We start from the raw sequence: 18,107 nt of genomic DNA on the forward strand, positions 1-18,107 counted from the left end.
CCCGACTGAACACTCACGACCTACTCGGCGGCGCCGGTCAGCAGCGACTGGTACCAGGCGTCGTACGGGTGGTTCGTCGCCGGGTAGTTCGCCAACGGCGTGGTCGCCTGGCTCGCCGAGTCGAAGTCCCAGCCGCGGACCAGCTTGCCCGACTGCCGGGCCGAGGTGATGAACGCCGACTCCGTCGCGGGGGCGCCGTAGAACAGCGCGCCCTGCTGGAGTTCGGCGCTGTCGCCCTTCTGGAACTCGTCGAACGCGACCTGCCGGTAGCGGATCCGGTCGCCGCCGACGCTCGCGGTGTCCGCGCGCAGGGTGTTCGACGGCGTCGGGCCGTCGGCACCCGTCCACACCTTCACCCGCTGGGTGCCGCTGGTCGCGGTGTCCTTCGCGAAGCGCGCGTCCGACGTCTTGGCGTTGCCGGTCCAGGAGACCGTCGTGGCCGACAGCGTGCCGTTCCACGTCCAGTTCTGGCTGCCGCTCTGGCTCTGGTGGATCTCCCGCAGGTGCGTGCCGTCGGTGAACGCGACGGTCGGCTGCACGCCGTTGTCGTACTGGTGCGACGCCTGCCAGGTGATCTCGCCGTCCGCGCCGAGCTTGCCGACGTGGTACCAGAGCGTGCTCGCGCTCTGCGACTGGTGCACCTCGACGAGGTCGCCGTTGTCGTTGAGCGCGACGGCCGGCGTCTGCCCGCTGTCGTACTTGCCGTGCCGCAGCCAGGTGACCCGCCCGTCGGCACCGTAGGTCCCGGTCCAGTACCAGAGTGCGCCGCCGCCGGAGTCGTGCACCTCGACGAGCTGGCCGCGGCCGTTCAAGGCGACCGCGGGGTGGTAGCCGACGTCGCGCTTGTATTCCGCGCGGCTCCCGGCGTGCCCGGACAGCAGCGGCAGCACGCGCCCGCGCAGCGCGTCCACCGACGGCTGCCCGGCGGGGTAGTCCGGCGCGCGCAGCAGCCGGCCGCCGAACACCGACTCCAGCTCCTGGTTGACGGCGGTGAGGTTGCCGGCCGCGAACGAGGGGGTGTCGGTGAGGTCGTCCTTGAGGTCGAGCATGACGACGATCGGGGCGGCGGCCGGGTGCTGCGCCGACCACGTGTTCACCGCGGCCAGCCAGTCGCGGAGGTTGTTCGAGGCCGGGTTGCCGCCGCTGTGGTCGACGAGGTTGCCGGGGGAGTCGTGGCCGACGCCGTAGTCGTGGGTGGTCGCGTAGCCGTTGTCGTGGACGTCGAGCTCGATGAACCGGACGCCGTGGTCGAGCTGGTAGGCGATCGAGTTCTTGGCGCCGTCGACGTTGCCCGAATAGCTGTTGTGCGTCGCCCGGAACACCGACTCGGTGAACGGCGGGCTCGCGGCGGCGGCCGTCCCGGTCAGCAACGCGGAAGCGCTGAGCGCGGCGACGGCCAATGCGGGCAGGCGGATCATCCTCGGGTCCTCACTTCGGGGAACGGGGCGAGGCCCATCCTCGCGGTCCCGCGAGGAGTTGTCTTGAATTCCGCGAAAACGGTTGATCACGGTGCCGCGAGAATGGCCGGAAAATGCTCACGGAATGCCAGATCAAGTGTCCGTTATGTCGTTTTTGTCGCACCGCTTGAAGAATTATGCCAAATCGCTGCGCGGATTCGGTACTTCGAAGACCCCTCCGTTGTCATTATCCGGAGAAGAGCTGTGCGCAGGCAGGGGAGGCAGTGGGTGTGGCGAACGACTGGCCGCTGGTGGGCCGCGAACAGGAGCTGGCGTTCGCGCGCCGGGCACTGGCCGACGCCGAGGTGTGCGGCCTGCTGCTGACCGGGCGCGCCGGGGCCGGCAAGACCCGCCTGGCCAAGGTGCTGCTGACCGAGCTGGCCGCCGGCGGGGCGCGCACGCACTGGGTGCGCGCGATGTCGTCGGCGTCCACGATCCCGTTCGGTGCCTTCGCCCACCTCCTGCCGGGCAGCGCGGACGGCACGGCCGACCGCGCGCACCGGCTCAACCAGGTCGCCGGGCACCTCACGCGGGGCGCGGAAGGACGGCGGCTGGTGCTCTGCGTCGACGACGCGCACCTGCTCGACGACCTGTCCGCGACCCTGGTGCACCAGCTGGCCGCGACAGCGTCGGCGTTCGTCATCGTGATCGCGCCGCACGGCGTGAGCGTGCCCGACCCGGTGTTCGCGATGTGGAAGGACCGCGTCGCCGAGCGGCTCGACGTCGGCGAGCTGAGCCGCGCGCAGACCATCGAGCTCATCACCGCGGCGCTGGGCGGACGGCTCGAGGACGGCGCGGAGCACCGGCTGTGGCACCTGACCCTCGGGAACCCGCTGTTCCTGCGCGAACTCGTCCAGGGCGGCCTCGACAGCGGCTCGCTGTCGGCCGCGGACGGCCTGTGGCGGTGGAGCGGCGCCCTCACCGCGACCCCGCGGCTGGTCGAGCTGATCGAAACCCGCACCGACCGCGTCGACGCCGACGAGCGGCGGCTGCTGGAACTGCTGGCCTTCGGGGAGCCGCTGGGCAGCGAGCCGCTGGTCCGGCTGGGCGCGGCGAGCGTGCTCGCGTCCACCGAGCAGGCCGGGCTCGTCGTGTCCGAGCGCACCGGGCGGCGGCTGAACGTCCGCCTGGCGCACCCGCTCTACGCCGAGGTGATCCGGCGCCGGACGTCGCCGCTGCGGCAGCGCGACACCTACCGGATCCTCGCCCGGACGCTGGACATGACCGGCGCGCGGCGGGCCGAGGACAAGCCGCGGCTGGTCCGCTGGCGGCTCGCCGCCGGCCTGCCGACCGACCCGCAGCTGGTCCGTGCCGCGGCCGAGACGTTGCTGCGCAAAGACTTCCCGCAGGCCGAGCAGCTGGCCGCGGAAGCCGTCCGGCTGGGTGGCGGGTTCGCCGCGAAGTACCTGCTGGCCCAGGTCCGGATCGCGGGCGGGCGGCACGCCGACGCCGACGCGCTGCTGGCGGAGCTCGCCGGCGAGACGGTGTCGGACGCCCAGCACGCGCGCGTGGCCGGGACGCGCGCGCGGAACCTGGCGTTCGGCCTGAACCGCTTCGAAGAGGCGGAGTCCGTGCTCGACACGGCCGAGACGGCGGTGTCCGGGACGGCCGACGAACTGGTGGTCGCCCGCGCGGCCCTGCGTGCGGCGGAGGGCTCGTGCCGCGCGGCGCTGGACCTGCTCGGCCCGGTGCTGGACCGCAACCGCCGCGGTGACGTGCTGCGCCTCGGGGCGCTGGTGGTCGCGGCCGGGGCGCTGGCCGAGGCCGGCCGCACGGAGGCGTGCCTCGGCGTCGTCGAAGAGGGACTGGCGATCGCGGTGTCCGACGCGTCGGTGCCGGGTTCGCGGATCCGGCTGGAGCACGCGCGGGTGGTGGCGCTGTGCCGCGCCGGTCGTCTGGAAGAGGCCGAGGACCTGGCGGGCGACGACTACCGCGACGCGGTCGGCGACCGCTGGGGCCCGGCACTGGCGAGCGCGGCGGCGTCCCTCGGCACGGTCGCGCTGGCGTACGGCAACGTCCGGGCGGCGATCCGGCGGCTGCGCGAAGCCCTGACGGTCGAGGGCCACGACCAGCCCCACGAGTTCCGCCCCGCGGTACTGGGCGCGCTGGCCCGGGCGTGCGCGATGACCGGCCAGGTCCCGGAGGCGGACCTGCCCGGCCCGCTCGGCCGCTGGGCCGCGGCCTGGGCGTGCGCGGCCGGGGGCGAGCTGACCCGCGCGGTGTCACTGGCCTCGGAAGCGGCGTCGGCAGCGGAGTCGACGGGCCGGGCGGCGATCGCGGCCGAGATCCGGCACGACCTCGTCCGCTTCGGCGTCCCCGAGTTCTCGTCGGATTTGGCCGGTCCACTGGTGTCGTCGTACGCGGCGCACGCACGGGCCCTGTCCGCCGGTGACGCGGCCGCCCTGGACGCGGCCGCGACGGCGTTCGCCGACGTGGGCGCGCGCTTGCTCGCCGCGGAGGCGGCGGCGGAGGCATCCCGAGCCCACCGCGCGGCGGGAAAACTGGGCAGCGCGGTCGGTTCGGCCCAGCGGGCCCAGACGTGGCTGGCGTCCTGTGAGGACGCCGCGACGCCGGCGCTGGCGCTGCTGGACACGCCCCTCGATTTGACGGTCCGCGAGCTGGAGATCGCCCGCCTGGTCGCAACGGGCCTGACCAGCCGAGCCGTCGCGGACCGGCTCGTGGTGTCGGTCCGAACGGTGGACAACGTGCTGCACGGCGTCTACGCGAAGCTGGGTATCTCGGGGCGCCGGGAGCTGGCGTCGGTGGTGGGCCGTCCGGAGCCGGGGAGTAGCGCGGACGACGGCCCGTAGGTAGCCGGCGGTGTGAGCCAGGGAGAAGCCGAGTAGAGCGCTACTCATGACCGAGGCGGTTGTCGGTTCGACACTGGATGACAACGGAGGGGCACGGGCTTCACCGATCCGAATGTCAGGAGTGCACAGGATGACGACTTCATCGGGCGACGTTTTCCAGAACGAGCAGGGTTCGGGTGGTTCCGGGGGGAACCAGTTCAACGAGCAGGCTTCCACGGGTGGCTCGGGGAACATTTTCCAGAACGAGCAGGGTTCCGGTGGTTCCGGTGGGAACCAGTTCAACGAGCAGGCCTCGACGGGTGGTGGTTCGGGGAGCATCTTCCAGAACCAGCAGGGTTCCGGTGGCCACGGGGGGAACCAGTTCAACGAGCAGGCGTCGACCGGCGGCCGTGGCGGCGACATCTTCCAGAACGAGCAGGGCTCGGGTGGCCACGGGGGCAACCAGTTCAACGAGCAGGCCTCGGCCGGCCACCACGGTGACGTGTTCCAGAACGAGCAGGGCTCGGGCGGTCACGGTGGCAACCAGTTCAACGAGCAGGCCTCCACGGGTGGCGGCGTTGGCAACATCTTCCAGAACGAGCAGGGCTCGGGTGGCCACGGTGGCAACCAGTTCAACGAGCAGGCCTCCACGGGTGGCGGCGTTGGCAACATCTTCCAGAACGAGCAGGGCTCGGGTGGCCACGGTGGCAACCAGTTCAACGAGCAGGCCTCGACCGGCGGCCACGGTGGCGACATCTTCCAGAACCAGCAGGGCTCGGGTGGCCACGGTGGCAACCAGTTCAACGAGCAGGCTTCAACGGGTGGCCGCGGCGGCGACATCTTCCAGAACCAGCAGGGTTCGGGCGGTCACGGTGGGAACCAGTTCAACGAGCAGGCCTCGACCGGCGGTCACGGGAGCATCTTCCAGAACGAGCAGGGTTCTGGCGGACACGGCAACCAGTTCAACGAGCAGGCCTCCACGGGCGGCCACGGGAGCATCTTCCAGAACGAGCAGGGCTCGGGCGGGCACGGTGGCAACCAGTTCAACGAGCAGGCCTCGACCGGCGGCCACGGCAACATCTTCCAGAACCAGCAGGGTTCTGGCGGACACGGCAACCAGTTCAACGAGCAGGCCTCCACGGGCGGCCACGGCAACATCTTCCAGAACGAGCAGGCCCAGGGCCACCACGGCGGCAACCAGTTCAACGAACAGGCTGCCACCGAGCACCACGGCGGCCACGAGCACGAGCACCACGAGCACCACCACGGCGGCCACGACCACGACCACGGCCACCACCACGACGTCGAGCACTACTGAGCAGCACGACTGAACAGCACGACTGAGCAGTAGCACGACTGACCAGCACCACTGAGCCCGGCGCAAAGAACGAGGAGCGGTCATGCAGGAGCCGAGTGGCGGGGGGCGCGTCGCCCTCGACACCCTCGACCTCGCGGTCAAGGGGGCGAAGGCCTACGGGCGGGACGATCTCGTCCAGCGCCTCACCGACGCCCGGCGCCTGCTGTCCGAACCGGACGTCACCGTCTACGTCGTCGGGGAATTCAAGCAGGGCAAGAGTTCGCTCATCAACGCCCTGCTGACCGCCAAGATCTGCCCGGTCGACGACGACATCGCGACCGCGGTGCCGACCGTTGTCCGGTACGCGCCGGAGTCCGGGGCTCTGGCGACCTACGAGCCGGCCGATCCGTCGTCGCCGCCGTGGACCGAGCGGATCTCCCTCGAAGACCTGCCGAACCACGTCAGTGAAGCCGGGAATCCCGGCAACCTGCGGAAACTGAAGTCGGTCACCGCGTCGATCAGCCGCCAGCTGCTGTCCGGTGGGCTGGTGCTGGTCGACACCCCCGGCGTCGGCGGGCTCGGCTCGCTGCACAACGCCGTCACCGTGAGCTCGCTCCCGCGGGCGCACGCCGTCCTGTTCCTCTCGGACGCTTCCCAGGAACTCACCGGCGCCGAACTGCGGTTCCTCCGGACGGTCAAAGAACTCTGCCCGAGTGTCTTCTTCGTCCTCACCAAGATCGACCTCTACCCGCAGTGGCGGCGCATCCTCGAACTGAACGCCGGCCACCTCGAAGCGTGCGGCATCGTCATCGACACCGTCGCCGTCTCCTCGGAGCTGCGGACCATCGCGGCCCGGTCGGCCGACCAGGAGATGAACGTCGAGTCCGGCTTCCCGCAGCTGGTCAAGCGCCTGCAGGGCGTGGTCGGCGACGCCGAGCGGTCCGCGCTCAACGCCGTCGGCCTGCACGTCGGGTCCGCGGTCGGGCAGCTGCACGCCGGCCTGCGCGCCCGCCGGACCGCGCTCGCGCACCCCGAACAGTCCGCCGCGCTCGTCGCGGAACTCAGCCGCGTCAACGACCGCGTCGACGCGCTGCGCAGCCAGTCCGCCAAGTGGCAGCAGCTGCTCTTCGACGGCTTCGCCGACATTTCGTCCGATGTGGACTACGACCTGCGCGCCCGCTCGCGAGGGGTGCTGCACGAGGCCGAAGAGGCCATCGAGGACGGTGACCCGGCCAAGAACTGGGCCGAGTTCGAGAAGTGGCTGCGGCAGCGCCTGGCGAACGAGACCCTCGAGAACTACACGACGTTCGTCAAGCAGGCCAGGGGACTGGCCGGCCGGGTCGCCGACCACTTCGAGCTCGCCGAGTCCCAGGCCGTGCTGCCGCGCGAGGTCCAGGCGCCGGTGAAAGTCGTCGAGGAGATCGACATCGACGCGTCCTTCACCGGCGTCAAGACCCGCGGCGCCACCGGGATGGCCGCGTTCCAGAAGGCCTACAGCGGGTTCCTGATGTTCTCCATGCTCACCAAGATGGCCGCGCTGGCCATCCCCACGCCGTTCGGGGTCGCGGCCGGCCTGCTGATGGGCCGCTCCGGGTTCCTCGACGAACGCAAGCGGCAGCTGGAAAAGCGCCGCGGCCTGGCCAAGACGGCGGTGCGCCGGTTCGTCGACGAGTTCAACCTCCAGGTCGGGAAGGACTCCCGCGACGCGATGCGGACCGTCCAAAGAGAACTCCGCGACGCCTACAGCGCGCGCGTCGAAGAACTCCAGCGGTCCCTCACCGAGGCGCTGGCCAACGCGAAGAAGGCGGTCGTCGACGACGACGCCGAGGCGGCCGAGCTCAAGCGGCTCGAAGCCGACATCGAAGCCCTCGAGGTGCTCGGCCGGCGCGCCGACGAGCTCACCGTCCGCAGCGCGCCCAAGTCACTGGCGGTGACCGGATGATCCCGCTCTACGTCCAGGTCCGCGGGTTCGTCGCCCGCGCGTGCGCCGGTTACGCGGGCACGCCCGCCGAGCCGCAGCTGCGGCAGATCGCCGGCCGGCTCGCCGAGCCGCTGCGCGTCGCGATCGCCGGCCGCGTCAAGGCCGGGAAGTCCACGCTGCTCAACGCCCTCGTCGGCCAGGAGCTCGCGGCGACCGACGCGGGGGAGTGCACCCGGGTCGTCACCTGGTACCGCAACGGCCCGACCTACCGGATCATGCTGCACCCCGTCCGCGGCATCCCGCGGCAGCTGCCCTTCGGCAGGCTGTCGGGCACCCTCGGCCTCGAACTCGGCATGGCGCCCGACGACGTCGACCGGCTCGTCGTCGACTGGCCGTCGCCCGCCCTGCGCGTGCTGACGCTGATCGACACGCCCGGGCTGGGGTCGGCGCGGGCGGAGGTCTCCGGCCGCACGGAAGCGGCGCTGGTCCCCGAGGGCGACGGCGTGAGCACCGCGGACGCCGTGGTGTACCTGATGCGGCACGTGCACGGCGACGACGTCCGCTTCCTCGACGCCTTCCACGACGACCCGGCGCAGCGGCGCCCGGTGAACACGATCGGCGTGCTGGCGAAGGCCGACGAGGTCGGGCACGCCCGGGTCGACGCGCTCGATTCGGCGGCGAAGATCGCCACCCGCTACGCCCGCGATCCGCGGGTCCGCGGGCTCTGCCAGACCGTGGTGCCGGTGGCCGGGCTGCTGGCCAGTTCCGCGGCGTCGCTCAAGGAATCGGAATTCCGCGCGTTCCGGCGGCTCGCGGCCGCGCCGGAGAGCGAAGTGGCAAGGCTGCTGACGTCGGCCGACCGGTTCGCCGCCGGTGAGTCCGATGTGGACGTCCCGGCGGCCGAACGGGCCGAACTGCTCGCCCGCTACGGCCTTTTCGGCGTGCGGCTGGCGGCCGAGCTGGTCCGCGGCGAGCTGGTGACGGGCGCGCGGGCGTTGTCGGGCGAGCTGCTGGCCCGCAGCGGCCTGCACCGCCTCCGGTCGCTGCTGACGACGCAGTTCGCCGCGCGGGCCGACGTGCTCAAGGCCCGCTCGGCGCTGGAGGCGGTGGAACTGGTGCTGCGCTCCTACCCGGATCGCACCGGCGGGCTGCTGCACGAGTGGGAGCGGATCGTCGCCGGGGCGCACGAGTTCGCGGAGATCCAGCTGATCGACTCGATCCGGCTCGGCGTCGTGCTGTTCACCACCGACGAGGCCCGCGACGCGGAACGGCTGCTCGGCGCGACCGGGGTGGACGTGCCGAGCCGGCTGGGCCTGCCGGGGGGCGCGGGCCGCGGCGCGATCCGGCAGGCGCTCGGCGCGCAGCTGCTGAGGTGGCAGCGGCGCGCCGAGCACCCCGCGTCCCCGCGCGACGTCCGCGACGCGGCGCGCGTGTTGGTCCGCACGTGCGAAGGCATCCTGCTCAGCGAAGCCAGGGCGGAGGTCCTGTCGTGACCGACCAGCCGAAGGGCAAGATCAGGAAGGCCGTCACGGCGGCCGCCGGCGCCGTCGCGTCGGAACTGGTGGGCAACGCGCTCACGCCGGGCGCGACCCCGCCCCCGCCCCCGCCACAGCCGGAGCCCGTCGCCGCGGAGACCGCGCACGACGTGCCCGAGCACGAGTACGTCCCCGAAGTCGAGACCAGCACGGTCACCCGCGGCGAGGACGGTTCGGTGGCGGCGCAGACCGGCACCGTGTGGCACCCCGAGACCGTCGACGGCCTGCCGCTGAAGGACCTGCCCACCGTCGAGGAGTTCGAGCAGATCGAGGTCCGCGAAGACGAGTTCGGCAACTTCATCATCGACGCGACCGAGCGGTTCGTGGTGCACACCAACGGCCACGACGAGGTCTACACCGACCACCAGCACATCGTCGTGCCCGGCGACGGGACACCCGGCGACACCGACATCGACATCGTGCAGGACGCCGACATCGTCATCCACGAGAACCCGGACGGCACGATCACCGTGGAGCACCAGGGTTCGCTGACCTACGAGCTCACCCCGGACGCGCCGGGGCACGGCGACATCGAGATCTTCCAGGAGGAGACGGTCCTGCTCGACGAGGCCGAGACCGGGCCGCCCGGGATCGACGTCGCGGTGACCGTGGACGAGCAGGCGAAGGCCGACGACCCGTTCGGCGAGCCGGCCGGGCCGGCCATCCACCAGACCGAGGTGATCGCCGACAAGGGCCGCGGGGCCACGGTGACTGCGCAGGTCACCGCCCCCGCGCCGGCGCTGCCCGGGGCACCGCCACCGGCGGTCGTCACGTTCACCCGCACGCCGTCCACAGTGGACGCCGCGCCGGTGGCCGTCGAGACGACGACGCTGGCGGCGTCGGCGTCGCTGGCCGAGCACCCGGTGCCGCGGCACAGCTTCGCCACCGAACGCGAGCCGGCGCACCACGACGCCGGCGAGGTCACCGGAAGCCGCCCGCATCCGTTCGAGCCGCCGCGGCACGACGCCGGTGAGGTCACCGGGAGCGAGCCGCCGCCGGGGGAGCACCCGTTCGAGCCGCCGCGGCACGACAACGGGACCCAGCCGTCCCCGGAGGAGCACCCGTTCGAGCCGCCGCGCGACCACGAGCCAGGCCCCGGGCCGGCGTCGGACCACGTGCCGGGCGACCCGCCACCGCAGCGGCACGAGCCGCACGAAGACCACCTGGCGGAACCGGAGCCGGTTCCCGAAGACCACCCGATTCTCGACCACGCGCACGCTGACGGCGGAGGCTGACATGGGCTACGGACTGGGCATCGACCTCGGCACGACCTTCACGGCCGCCGCCGTCGACCGGGCCGGCCACGTCGAAATGGTGTCGCTCGGCGACCGCACGGCGGCCATCCCGTCGGTGGTGCTGCTGCGGCCCGACGGCAGCGTGCTGGTCGGGGACGCGGCGAGCCGGCGCGCGACCGTCGAGCCGGACCGCGTCACGCGGGAGTTCAAGCGGCGCCTGGGCGACCCGACGCCGGTGCTGCTCGGCGGCGCGCCGCACTCGGTGGCGTCGCTGATGGCCCACCTGCTCGGGTACGTGGTCCGGACGGTCGCCGGGCAGCAGGGCGGGCGTCCGGACCGGATCACGCTGACCCACCCGGCGAACTGGGGGCCGTACAAGCGGGAGCTGTTCGAACAGGTGCCGAAGCTGACCGGGATCGACCGCGTCGGCCTGATCACCGAGCCCGAAGCCGCGGCCGCGCACTACGCGGCGCAGGAGCGGCTCGACGAGGGTGCCGTCGTCGCGGTGTACGACCTCGGCGGCGGCACGTTCGACGCGACCGTGCTGCGCAAGCGCAACGGCGGCTTCGAGATCCTCGGCACGCCGGAGGGCATCGAGGGCCTGGGCGGGGTCGACTTCGACGAGGCCGTGTTCGGGCACGTCGACCGGATGCTGGACGGCAAGCTGTCGCAGATCGACCCCGACGACCCGGGCGCGGTGGCGGCGGTCGTCCGGCTGCGCCAGGAATGCGTGCTGGCGAAGGAAGCTTTGTCGGCGGACACGGAGGTGGCCGTCCCGGTCCTGCTGCCCTCGGTCCAGACCGAGGTGCGGCTGACGCGTGGCGAATTCGAGGAGATGATCCGCCCTTCGATCACGGCGACGCTGGGTTCACTGCACCGCGCGCTGAGGTCGGCCAACCTCCGCCCGGCCGACCTGGGAGCGGTGCTGCTGGTCGGCGGCTCGTCCCGGATCCCCCTGGTGTCCCAGCTGGTCTCGGCCGAGCTGGGCCGCCCGACGGCGGTCGACATCCACCCGAAGTACGGCGTCGCACTGGGAGCGGCGGCGCTGGCTTCGGGCCGGTCGGGCTTGGTGCAGGCGACGGAGGCGCGGCCGATGACCCCGCCGCCGGTGCCCTTGCCGCTGGTGCCGTCGCCGCGGGAGGAGACGCGCGTGCCGGTGTCCCGCGGGCCGGCGCCCCGCGAGGAGACGCGCGCGATGGCGGCGCCCGAGTTCGGCGCGGGCGCCCCGCCGCCGTCCCTGGGCCGCCCGAAGTCGGACACCCCAGGCCGCCGAGCGTCCCGGCGCGGCGTGGTGGTGGGCTTGTGCGCGGTGGCGGTGGTGGCGATCGGCGGCGTGGCGGTAGCGGTGAGCAGCTCCGGCGGCGGCCCCTCGGGCAACACCCCACCGGCGACGAGTTCGGCGAGCGAGACACCGGAATTGGTGACGCTGCCGCCACCGGAGACACCGCAGACAACACACGCGACGGTGGTGCCCCCGCACACGAACGCGCCGGTCACCACGCGACGCAAGACGCCACCGAAGACGACGACCCCGACGAAGACGACCACGCCGACGACGACCACCACGCCGACGACAACCACGACCCCGACCACCTGATCTGAGCGATCCGGCTCCGGCCGCCCACGCACCCGGCTCCTGTGGCCCGGCCCGGCGACCTGACCGGTTGGGCGACTGGCGGTGGCGTGGCTCCCGCCCGGCCCCACCGGCGGCTCGCCGCCAGCGGCCCGGGCCGGCGAGCAAACCCCAGCGGCCCACCCCAACGCCCGGAAAGTCCCCTTCACCAAATCCAACGCCATGAAGGGGACCTTCCTGCCATCACACGCCAGCAAAGTCCCCTTCACGACACCCCGCCAGCCCGACCGCAAGCCCAGTATGTGAGAGATTTTCCAGCCCAAGGAGTGAAGCCGCGCGACCTGCCGTTGACCAGCGCCGTTCGCCACCCGCAAGTAGAGTCGGTGATCTTCCTCCGCTCCGCCCCGGTGCGGCCCACCACCGCCGCCCGGCAGCTTGCGTTGCTCGCCGTCGTGCAGGTGGGGGCCATGAGCGTCTGGTTCTCCGCCTCCGCCGTCGTTCCCGCCCTGCGCGCCGAATGGGGGCTTTCGCGCGAGTACGGCATCCTCCTGACCGTCGCCGTGCAGGTCGGGTTCGCCTGTGGTGCCGTCGTTTCGGCCGCCTTCACCCTCGCCGACCGGATCCGCCCGCGGACGCTCATTGCCGCCGGTGCGCTGCTCGCCGCGGTCGTCACCGCCGTCCTGCCGTGGTGCGGGCAAGCGTTCGTCGTCCCGCTCCGGTTCGCCACCGGCTTCGCGCTCGCCGGCGTCTACCCGGTCGGGATGAAGGTCGTCGTGTCGTGGTTCCCCCGCAAACGCGGGATCGCGCTGGGCACCCTGCTCGCGGCCCTGACGCTCGGCTCGGCCCTGCCCAGCCTCCTGGCGCCACTGGACTGGCAAGCCGTCCTGCTCTGCGCCGCCGTCCTCGCCACGATCGGGGCCGCCGTGTCGGCGCTCTTCGTCCGCGAAGGGCCGGATCGGGTGCCTTCGCCGCCGTGGCAGCCGCGGTACGTACTGCGGATGGTGGCCGACCGGCGGCAGCGGCTCGTGTGCCTCGGCTACTTCGGGCACATGTGGGAGCTCTACGCCCTCTGGGCCTGGCTGCCCGCCTACCTCGCCGAAACCGGAACCGAAACCGGAGCGGGCGGAGTGACCGCCTTCGCCGTCATCGGGATCTGCGGCGCGGCCGGGTGCCTGCTCGGCGGCGCGCTCTCGGACCGCTGCGGCCGGGCCGTCGTCGCGATGACGGCCATGCTCGTCAGCGGGGGCTGCGCCGTGCTGTCCTCCGCCGTCTCCGGCACTTTCCTGCTGCTGCCCGTGCTGCTGGTCTGGGGCGTGGCCGTGATCGCCGACTCCGGGCAGTTCTCCGCCGCGCTCGCCGAGGCCGCCGATCCGCGGTACGTCGGCACCGCGCTCACCGCCATGACGGCGTTCGGCTTCCTGCTCAGCGCCACCACGATCCAGCTGCTGCCGCTCCTGGCCGACGCCGTCGGCTGGCGGGCCGCCGTGCCCGTGCTCGCCGTGGGGCCCGCGCTCGGCGCTGCCGCGATGCACCACCTGCGCCGGTAGCCTCTCGGCATGGCGGAGCACGTGATCGTGACGTCCACGACGGACTCGGAAGCCGCAGCGCGGGAGCTGGCCACCCAGGCGGTGGCGGAACGGCTGGGGGCCTGCGCCCAGGTGGTCGGCCCGATCACCAGCGTCTACCGCTGGGACGGCGCGGTCCAGGCCGACCAGGAGTGGCGGGTCGAGATCAAGACGACCACCGGCCGCGTACCGGCACTGACCGCACGCCTGAGACAGCTGCACAGCTACGACCTCCCCGAGGTCGTGGCCACGCCGATCGTCGGCGGCAGCGCCGACTACCTCGCCTGGGTGAGCGCCGAAACTGACTAAGGTCAGGGAATGGAGCTCGAAGGACTCAGACAGCGCTTCGCGACGCTGACCACCGCCCACGTCGCCGACGCGTGCATCCGCGCCGGCCTCCCCGTGCGGTGCGCCCCGGCGCCGACGCGCGCGGTGGTACCCGGGGGACGGCTGTTCGGCCCGGCGGTCCCGGCCCGGCACGTCGGCAGCGTCGACGTCTTCCTGGAAGCGTTCGAAACCGCGGCCGAGGGCGGGGTGCTGGTCGTCGACAACGGCGGACGTCTCGACGAAGCCTGCGTCGGCGACCTCGTCGTGCTCGAGGCGCGCGCCGCCGGGCTTTCCGGCGTGCTGATCTGGGGCCTGCACCGCGACACCGCGGACATCCGGGCCATCGGGCTCCCCGTGTTCAGCCTCGGGTCCCTCCCGACCGGCCCGCTCACCCTCGGCCCCCGCGTCGACGGCGGCCTCGCCGAAGCGATCGTCGGCTCCTGGCGGGTCGGGCCGTCGGACCTCGTGCTCGGCGACGACGACGGTGTCCTCTTCGTCCCGCTCGCCCGCGCCGGGGAGCTGTTCGCGCTCGCCGAGGCGATCCGCGACACCGAACGCCGTCAGGCCGACCGGATCCGGGCCGGCGAGCCGCTGCGGGAGCAGGTGCGCTTCGCCGACTTCCTCACCGCCCGGGAAGCGGATCCCGGCCTGACCTTCCGCGCGTACCTGCGGGCCGTCGGCGGGGCCATCGAAGAATGACCACGGAAGTGTGATCGTTCACCCGGCGGGGTATACCGCGCCGGGAGGCGGGACATGAATGCGCTCATCGGCTTCGGCCTGGACATCGAATACCACTTCGCCCGGGGGCTGCGGGCCTACCTGGCCCGGGTCGCCCGCGCGGTCGGCGTCGGGTTCGAGTCGTGTTCGCTCGACCTCGACGTGCCCAGCTCCGGGTACGTGGCGCTCGACCGCACGCTCCCGGACCGGCCCGCACACGACCTGGCCCTGATCTGGGACGAGGTGCACGGCTGGTCGGCGGTGGTCGAACCGGCGAGCGGTGGCGCGGCGAAGGTGCTCGGCTACCTCGGGGGCGCCGAAGTCGTGCCGCCCCCGGGCGCGGTCGCCGGGTTCGTCGACGCGCTGCGGGTCACCGCGTCCGCCGGCGCCTGCCCGCCACCGGTGTTCCGGCGGGCGGGACACCACGAGGACCTGGTCGACCGGCTGCCGGTCACCGGCCCGGAAGGCCTGCTGCGGCCGAGCTCCGGCGCCTGGTGATCACCGGACGGGCACCTAGGATGAGCGGACCGCTCCCCGTTCCCCCGAAGGAAGCCCGTGACCGCCGATGAGCCCGACCCCGTCCGCGTCCTCGTCGTGGAGGACCACGACATGGTGGCGGAGGCGTTGCAGCAGGCCCTCGACCGCGCCGACGGGATCACCGTGGTCGGCCGCGCCCGCTCCCGGGCGGAAGCCGTCGCGGACGCGCGCGAGCACCGCCCGGACGTCGTCCTGCTGGACCGGCGGCTGTCCGACGGCGACGCGCTGGGCGTCATCGCCGACCTCGCGGCCGGCGGCGCCCGCGTGCTGGTGCTGACCGGCGACGCGACCCCGGCGATCGCCGCGCAGGTGGCGCAGGCCGGTGGCGCGGGCCTGCTGTTGAAGTCGTCGCGGCTGGGCGCGCTGGAGTCCGCCGTCCGGGACGTGGCCGCCGGCGGCGTGGTCTTCGAGCCGGAACTGCTGCCCGGCGTCTTCGACCGGCTCACCGGCCGCGTTCCCGCGGTCGGAACGGCGCTGACCGCGCGCGAGCGCGAAACCCTCGACCTGCTCGGCGAAGGCGCGACCACCGACGAGATCGCCCTGCGGCTCGGCGTGTCACGCAACACCACCCGCAACCACGTGCAGCGCGTGCTGGAAAAGCTCGGCGCGCGCTCGAAGCTCGAAGCCGTCGCCGTGGCCCGCCGGGAGGGCCTGATCAGCTGATGCAGCTGCACCAGCCGTAGCCGGGCGGTTGCATCTCGTGCGGCCCCGTGAGCTCGACGAGGCTGGGCGCCGTGGACATCTCTCCTCCGCGTGGGGGACCGCAAGGCACGGTCGCTGGGAAGCGGTCCGCCGTGCGCTGCCTGCGATTTCGGCCCGGGTCGCGGGGTGAGCGGCCGGGCGCACGCCGTGCCGGGCGGGCGGCGATCCGGCACAGTTGCCGGATGGACGACGACCGGTTCCGCCTCCTGGTGCAGGGGGTGCTCGACTACGCGATCTTCATGTTGGACCGGCAGGGGCGGATTTCGAGCTGGAACGCCGGTGCGGAGCGGATCAAGGGTTACCCGGCGGAGGAGATCATCGGGCAGCACTTTTCGGTGTTCTACCCGCCGGAGGACGTCGCGGCCGGGAAACCGGCCTGGGAGCTGGAGGTGGCGGCCGCGGAGGGGCGGCTGGAGGACGAGGGGTGGCGGGTGCGCAAGGACGGCACCCGGTTCTGGGCGAACGTGGTGATCACGGCGCTGTACGACGATCGGGGTCTCTTGAAGGGTTTCGGGAAGGTCACCCGCGACGTGACGGACCGCCGGGCGGCCGAAGTCGCGCTGCGGGAAAGCGAAGAACGGTTCCGCCTGCTGGTGCAGAGCGTGGTCGACTACGCGATTTTCGTGCTGGACCCGGCGGGCCGGATTTCGAGCTGGAACGCGGGTGCGGAGCGGATCAAGGGTTACTCGGCGGAGGAGATCATCGGGCAGCACTTTTCGGTCTTCTACCCCGCCGAAGACGTGGCCGCCGGGAAACCGGCCTGGGAACTGGAAGTCGCGGCCGCGGAGGGGCGGCTGGAGGACGAAGGGTGGCGGGTCCGGAAGGACGGCACCCGGTTCTGGGCGAACGTCGTCATCACGGCGCTGTACGACGACCGGGGCCGGCTGCAGGGCTTCGGCAAGGTCACCCGCGACATGACCGAGCGCCGCAACGCCGAGCGGGCCCTGCGGGACCGCGGCCGGCTGGTCGGGCACCTCGTGGAGGCCCAGGAGGTGGAGCGGCGCCGGATCGCCTGGGACGTCCACGACGAGTCCATCCAGTCCATGGTCGCCGTCGGCATGCGCCTGCAGCTGCTCGCTTCCCGGCTGCCGGAACCGGAAGCGGCCGCCGTCGAGGGGCTCGACGAGTCGGTGCGGGCCGCCATCGCGCGGCTGCGCGGCCTGGTGTCCCGGCTGCGGCCGCCCGCGCTGGACCACCACGGTCTCGTGGAAGCGGTTTCCGCTTACGTCGACGACGTCGCGGGCCAATGGGAACTGGCGCACTCGGTGCGCGACGAGCTCACCACCGAGCCGTCCCCGGAGGCGGCGACCACGGTCTACCGGATCTGCCAGGAAGCGCTCAGCAACGTCCACAAGCACGCGCGGGCCACGCGGGTCGACGTTCTTTTGTCCACAATGGACAACGGGACCCTGGTGCGGGTCTCCGACGACGGCGTCGGCATCGCCGGCGACGAAGCCGGGACGGATCACTTCGGGCTGGTCGAGATGCACGAACGGGCCGAAGCGGCGCACGGCTGGCTCTCCGTGACGAGCACGCCCGGCGTGGGCACGACCGTGGAGTTCTGGCTGCCGAACCTGCCCGACGTGACGGGACTCGAACCATGACCGAGCTGAGCGTGCTGATCTCCGACGACGACGTGATGATCCGCGAAGTCCTGAAGGAAGTGCTCGAGGAGGAGCCGGACATCGCCGTGGTGGCGGTGGCCGGCGACGCCGACGAGGCCATCCGGCTGGCCGAGCGGCACCGGCCCGCGGTCGCCGTCCTCGACGTCCGGATGCCCGGTGGTGGCGGCGCGCGGGCGGCGCGGGAGATCGCCCGGTGCAGCCCGGGCACCGCGATCCTGGCCTTCTCCGCCTACGCCGACCGGGCGTCGGTCGCCGGGCTCGCGGCGGCCGGCGTCACCGAGTACCTGGTGAAGGGCGCACCCAACACGGCGATCGTCGAAGCCGTCCGGCGGCTGGGCGGTCAGCCCGCCCGGTAGTGGTCACGGCCGGACGTTCGCCGCGACGCTGTCGAAGTCCGCCGGGAGCAGCTTGAACAGCCGCCGCACCGAACGCGACCGCCCGGGCGCCACGCTCAGGTGCGCGCCGGTCGAGTCGGCGAGCAGTTGAGCCCGCAGCAGCGAGTTCAGCCCGGCGACGGAGAAGAACGTGACGCCGGAGAGGTCGACGACGACCTCCTCGAGCGGTCGGCGGATGCGGGTCTGGAGGACGGCGTCCAGTCCGCGGGCGGTGTCGAGGTCGACTTCGCCGGACACTTCGACCAGCACGGTGTGCGGGCCGGGGTGGCACACACGCAGGGACATGTGGCCGCCGGCGGTCAGCAGGCCGGCGAGCTCGTGGTCGGCCGAGCGCGGTTCGGGAACCATCGCGGCACACCCTTTCCTCGGGCAGCGGGGAGCGAACCGGACGTTCGGGACGGATGCCGCGGGAGGCAGCCTGCCTGCCCGCGA

The 18,107-nt window shown here is 72.7% G+C and carries 15 protein-coding genes; 13 read left to right on the top strand and 2 right to left on the bottom strand.

Annotated features, from left to right (window positions below):
• Positions 1-20 precede the first annotated feature (20 nt).
• Positions 21-1,418, bottom strand: a complete 1,398-nt coding sequence (locus SD460_RS23365; protein WP_290057947.1) for a PI-PLC domain-containing protein — start codon at positions 1,416-1,418, stop codon at positions 21-23.
• 269 nt (positions 1,419-1,687) lie between these two features.
• On the opposite strand from SD460_RS23365, the gene SD460_RS23370 reads away from it, so the two are divergent.
• The 13 genes from SD460_RS23370 to SD460_RS23430 all read left to right on the top strand — a co-directional run bounded on the left by SD460_RS23370 (position 1,688) and on the right by SD460_RS23430 (position 17,636).
• Positions 1,688-4,267 carry an AAA family ATPase gene (locus SD460_RS23370; RefSeq protein ID WP_318306731.1) on the top strand — a complete coding sequence of 860 codons (2,580 nt, stop codon included), beginning with the start codon at positions 1,688-1,690 and terminating at the stop codon, positions 4,265-4,267.
• A 130-nt stretch (positions 4,268-4,397) separates the two neighbouring features.
• The gene (locus tag SD460_RS23375; protein WP_318306732.1) at positions 4,398-5,564 is read left to right on the top strand and encodes a glycoprotein; all 1,167 of its coding nucleotides are present in this window, start codon (positions 4,398-4,400) and stop codon (positions 5,562-5,564) included.
• Positions 5,565-5,646: 82 nt separating this feature from the next.
• Positions 5,647-7,485 (top strand): dynamin family protein, encoded by a 1,839-nt coding sequence (locus tag SD460_RS23380; protein ID WP_290057950.1) that lies wholly within the window; start codon positions 5,647-5,649, stop codon positions 7,483-7,485.
• Positions 7,482-8,957: a dynamin family protein gene (locus tag SD460_RS23385; RefSeq protein ID WP_318306733.1), complete on the top strand. Its 1,476-nt coding sequence runs from the start codon at positions 7,482-7,484 to the stop codon at positions 8,955-8,957. Before SD460_RS23380 ends, SD460_RS23385 begins: the two co-directional genes overlap by 4 nt.
• Positions 8,954-10,234 (top strand): hypothetical protein, encoded by a 1,281-nt coding sequence (locus SD460_RS23390; RefSeq protein WP_318306734.1) that lies wholly within the window; start codon positions 8,954-8,956, stop codon positions 10,232-10,234. The genes SD460_RS23385 and SD460_RS23390 overlap by 4 nt, the downstream gene beginning before the upstream one ends.
• Before the next feature lies 1 nt (position 10,235).
• Positions 10,236-11,831, top strand: a complete 1,596-nt coding sequence (locus tag SD460_RS23395; protein WP_318306735.1) for an Hsp70 family protein — start codon at positions 10,236-10,238, stop codon at positions 11,829-11,831.
• A gap of 359 nt (positions 11,832-12,190) precedes the next feature.
• Positions 12,191-13,354 carry an MFS transporter gene (locus SD460_RS23400; RefSeq protein WP_290055855.1) on the top strand — a complete coding sequence of 388 codons (1,164 nt, stop codon included), beginning with the start codon at positions 12,191-12,193 and terminating at the stop codon, positions 13,352-13,354.
• A 9-nt stretch (positions 13,355-13,363) separates the two neighbouring features.
• Complete coding sequence (cutA, locus tag SD460_RS23405) at positions 13,364-13,681, top strand: divalent-cation tolerance protein CutA (protein ID WP_290055854.1); 318 nt, start codon at positions 13,364-13,366, stop codon at positions 13,679-13,681.
• A gap of 9 nt (positions 13,682-13,690) precedes the next feature.
• Positions 13,691-14,398, top strand: a complete 708-nt coding sequence (locus SD460_RS23410; protein WP_290055853.1) for an RraA family protein — start codon at positions 13,691-13,693, stop codon at positions 14,396-14,398.
• 54 nt (positions 14,399-14,452) lie between these two features.
• Positions 14,453-14,914 (top strand): DUF6292 family protein, encoded by a 462-nt coding sequence (locus SD460_RS23415; RefSeq protein ID WP_290055852.1) that lies wholly within the window; start codon positions 14,453-14,455, stop codon positions 14,912-14,914.
• A gap of 57 nt (positions 14,915-14,971) precedes the next feature.
• Positions 14,972-15,616, top strand: coding sequence for a response regulator transcription factor (locus SD460_RS23420; RefSeq protein WP_290055851.1), 645 nt, complete (start codon positions 14,972-14,974; stop codon positions 15,614-15,616).
• A gap of 221 nt (positions 15,617-15,837) precedes the next feature.
• The gene (locus tag SD460_RS23425; protein WP_290055850.1) at positions 15,838-17,259 is read left to right on the top strand and encodes a PAS domain-containing sensor histidine kinase; all 1,422 of its coding nucleotides are present in this window, start codon (positions 15,838-15,840) and stop codon (positions 17,257-17,259) included.
• Positions 17,256-17,636, top strand: coding sequence for a response regulator (locus SD460_RS23430; RefSeq protein ID WP_290055849.1), 381 nt, complete (start codon positions 17,256-17,258; stop codon positions 17,634-17,636). Before SD460_RS23425 ends, SD460_RS23430 begins: the two co-directional genes overlap by 4 nt.
• Positions 17,637-17,639: 3 nt before the next feature.
• Here SD460_RS23430 and SD460_RS23435 read toward each other — a convergent pair whose 3' ends face one another.
• Positions 17,640-18,023 (bottom strand): STAS domain-containing protein, encoded by a 384-nt coding sequence (locus tag SD460_RS23435; RefSeq protein WP_290055848.1) that lies wholly within the window; start codon positions 18,021-18,023, stop codon positions 17,640-17,642.
• Positions 18,024-18,107 lie beyond the last annotated feature (84 nt).

Source organism: Amycolatopsis solani (assembly GCF_033441515.1).
GTDB classification, from domain to species: Bacteria; Actinomycetota; Actinomycetes; order Mycobacteriales; family Pseudonocardiaceae; genus Amycolatopsis; species Amycolatopsis solani.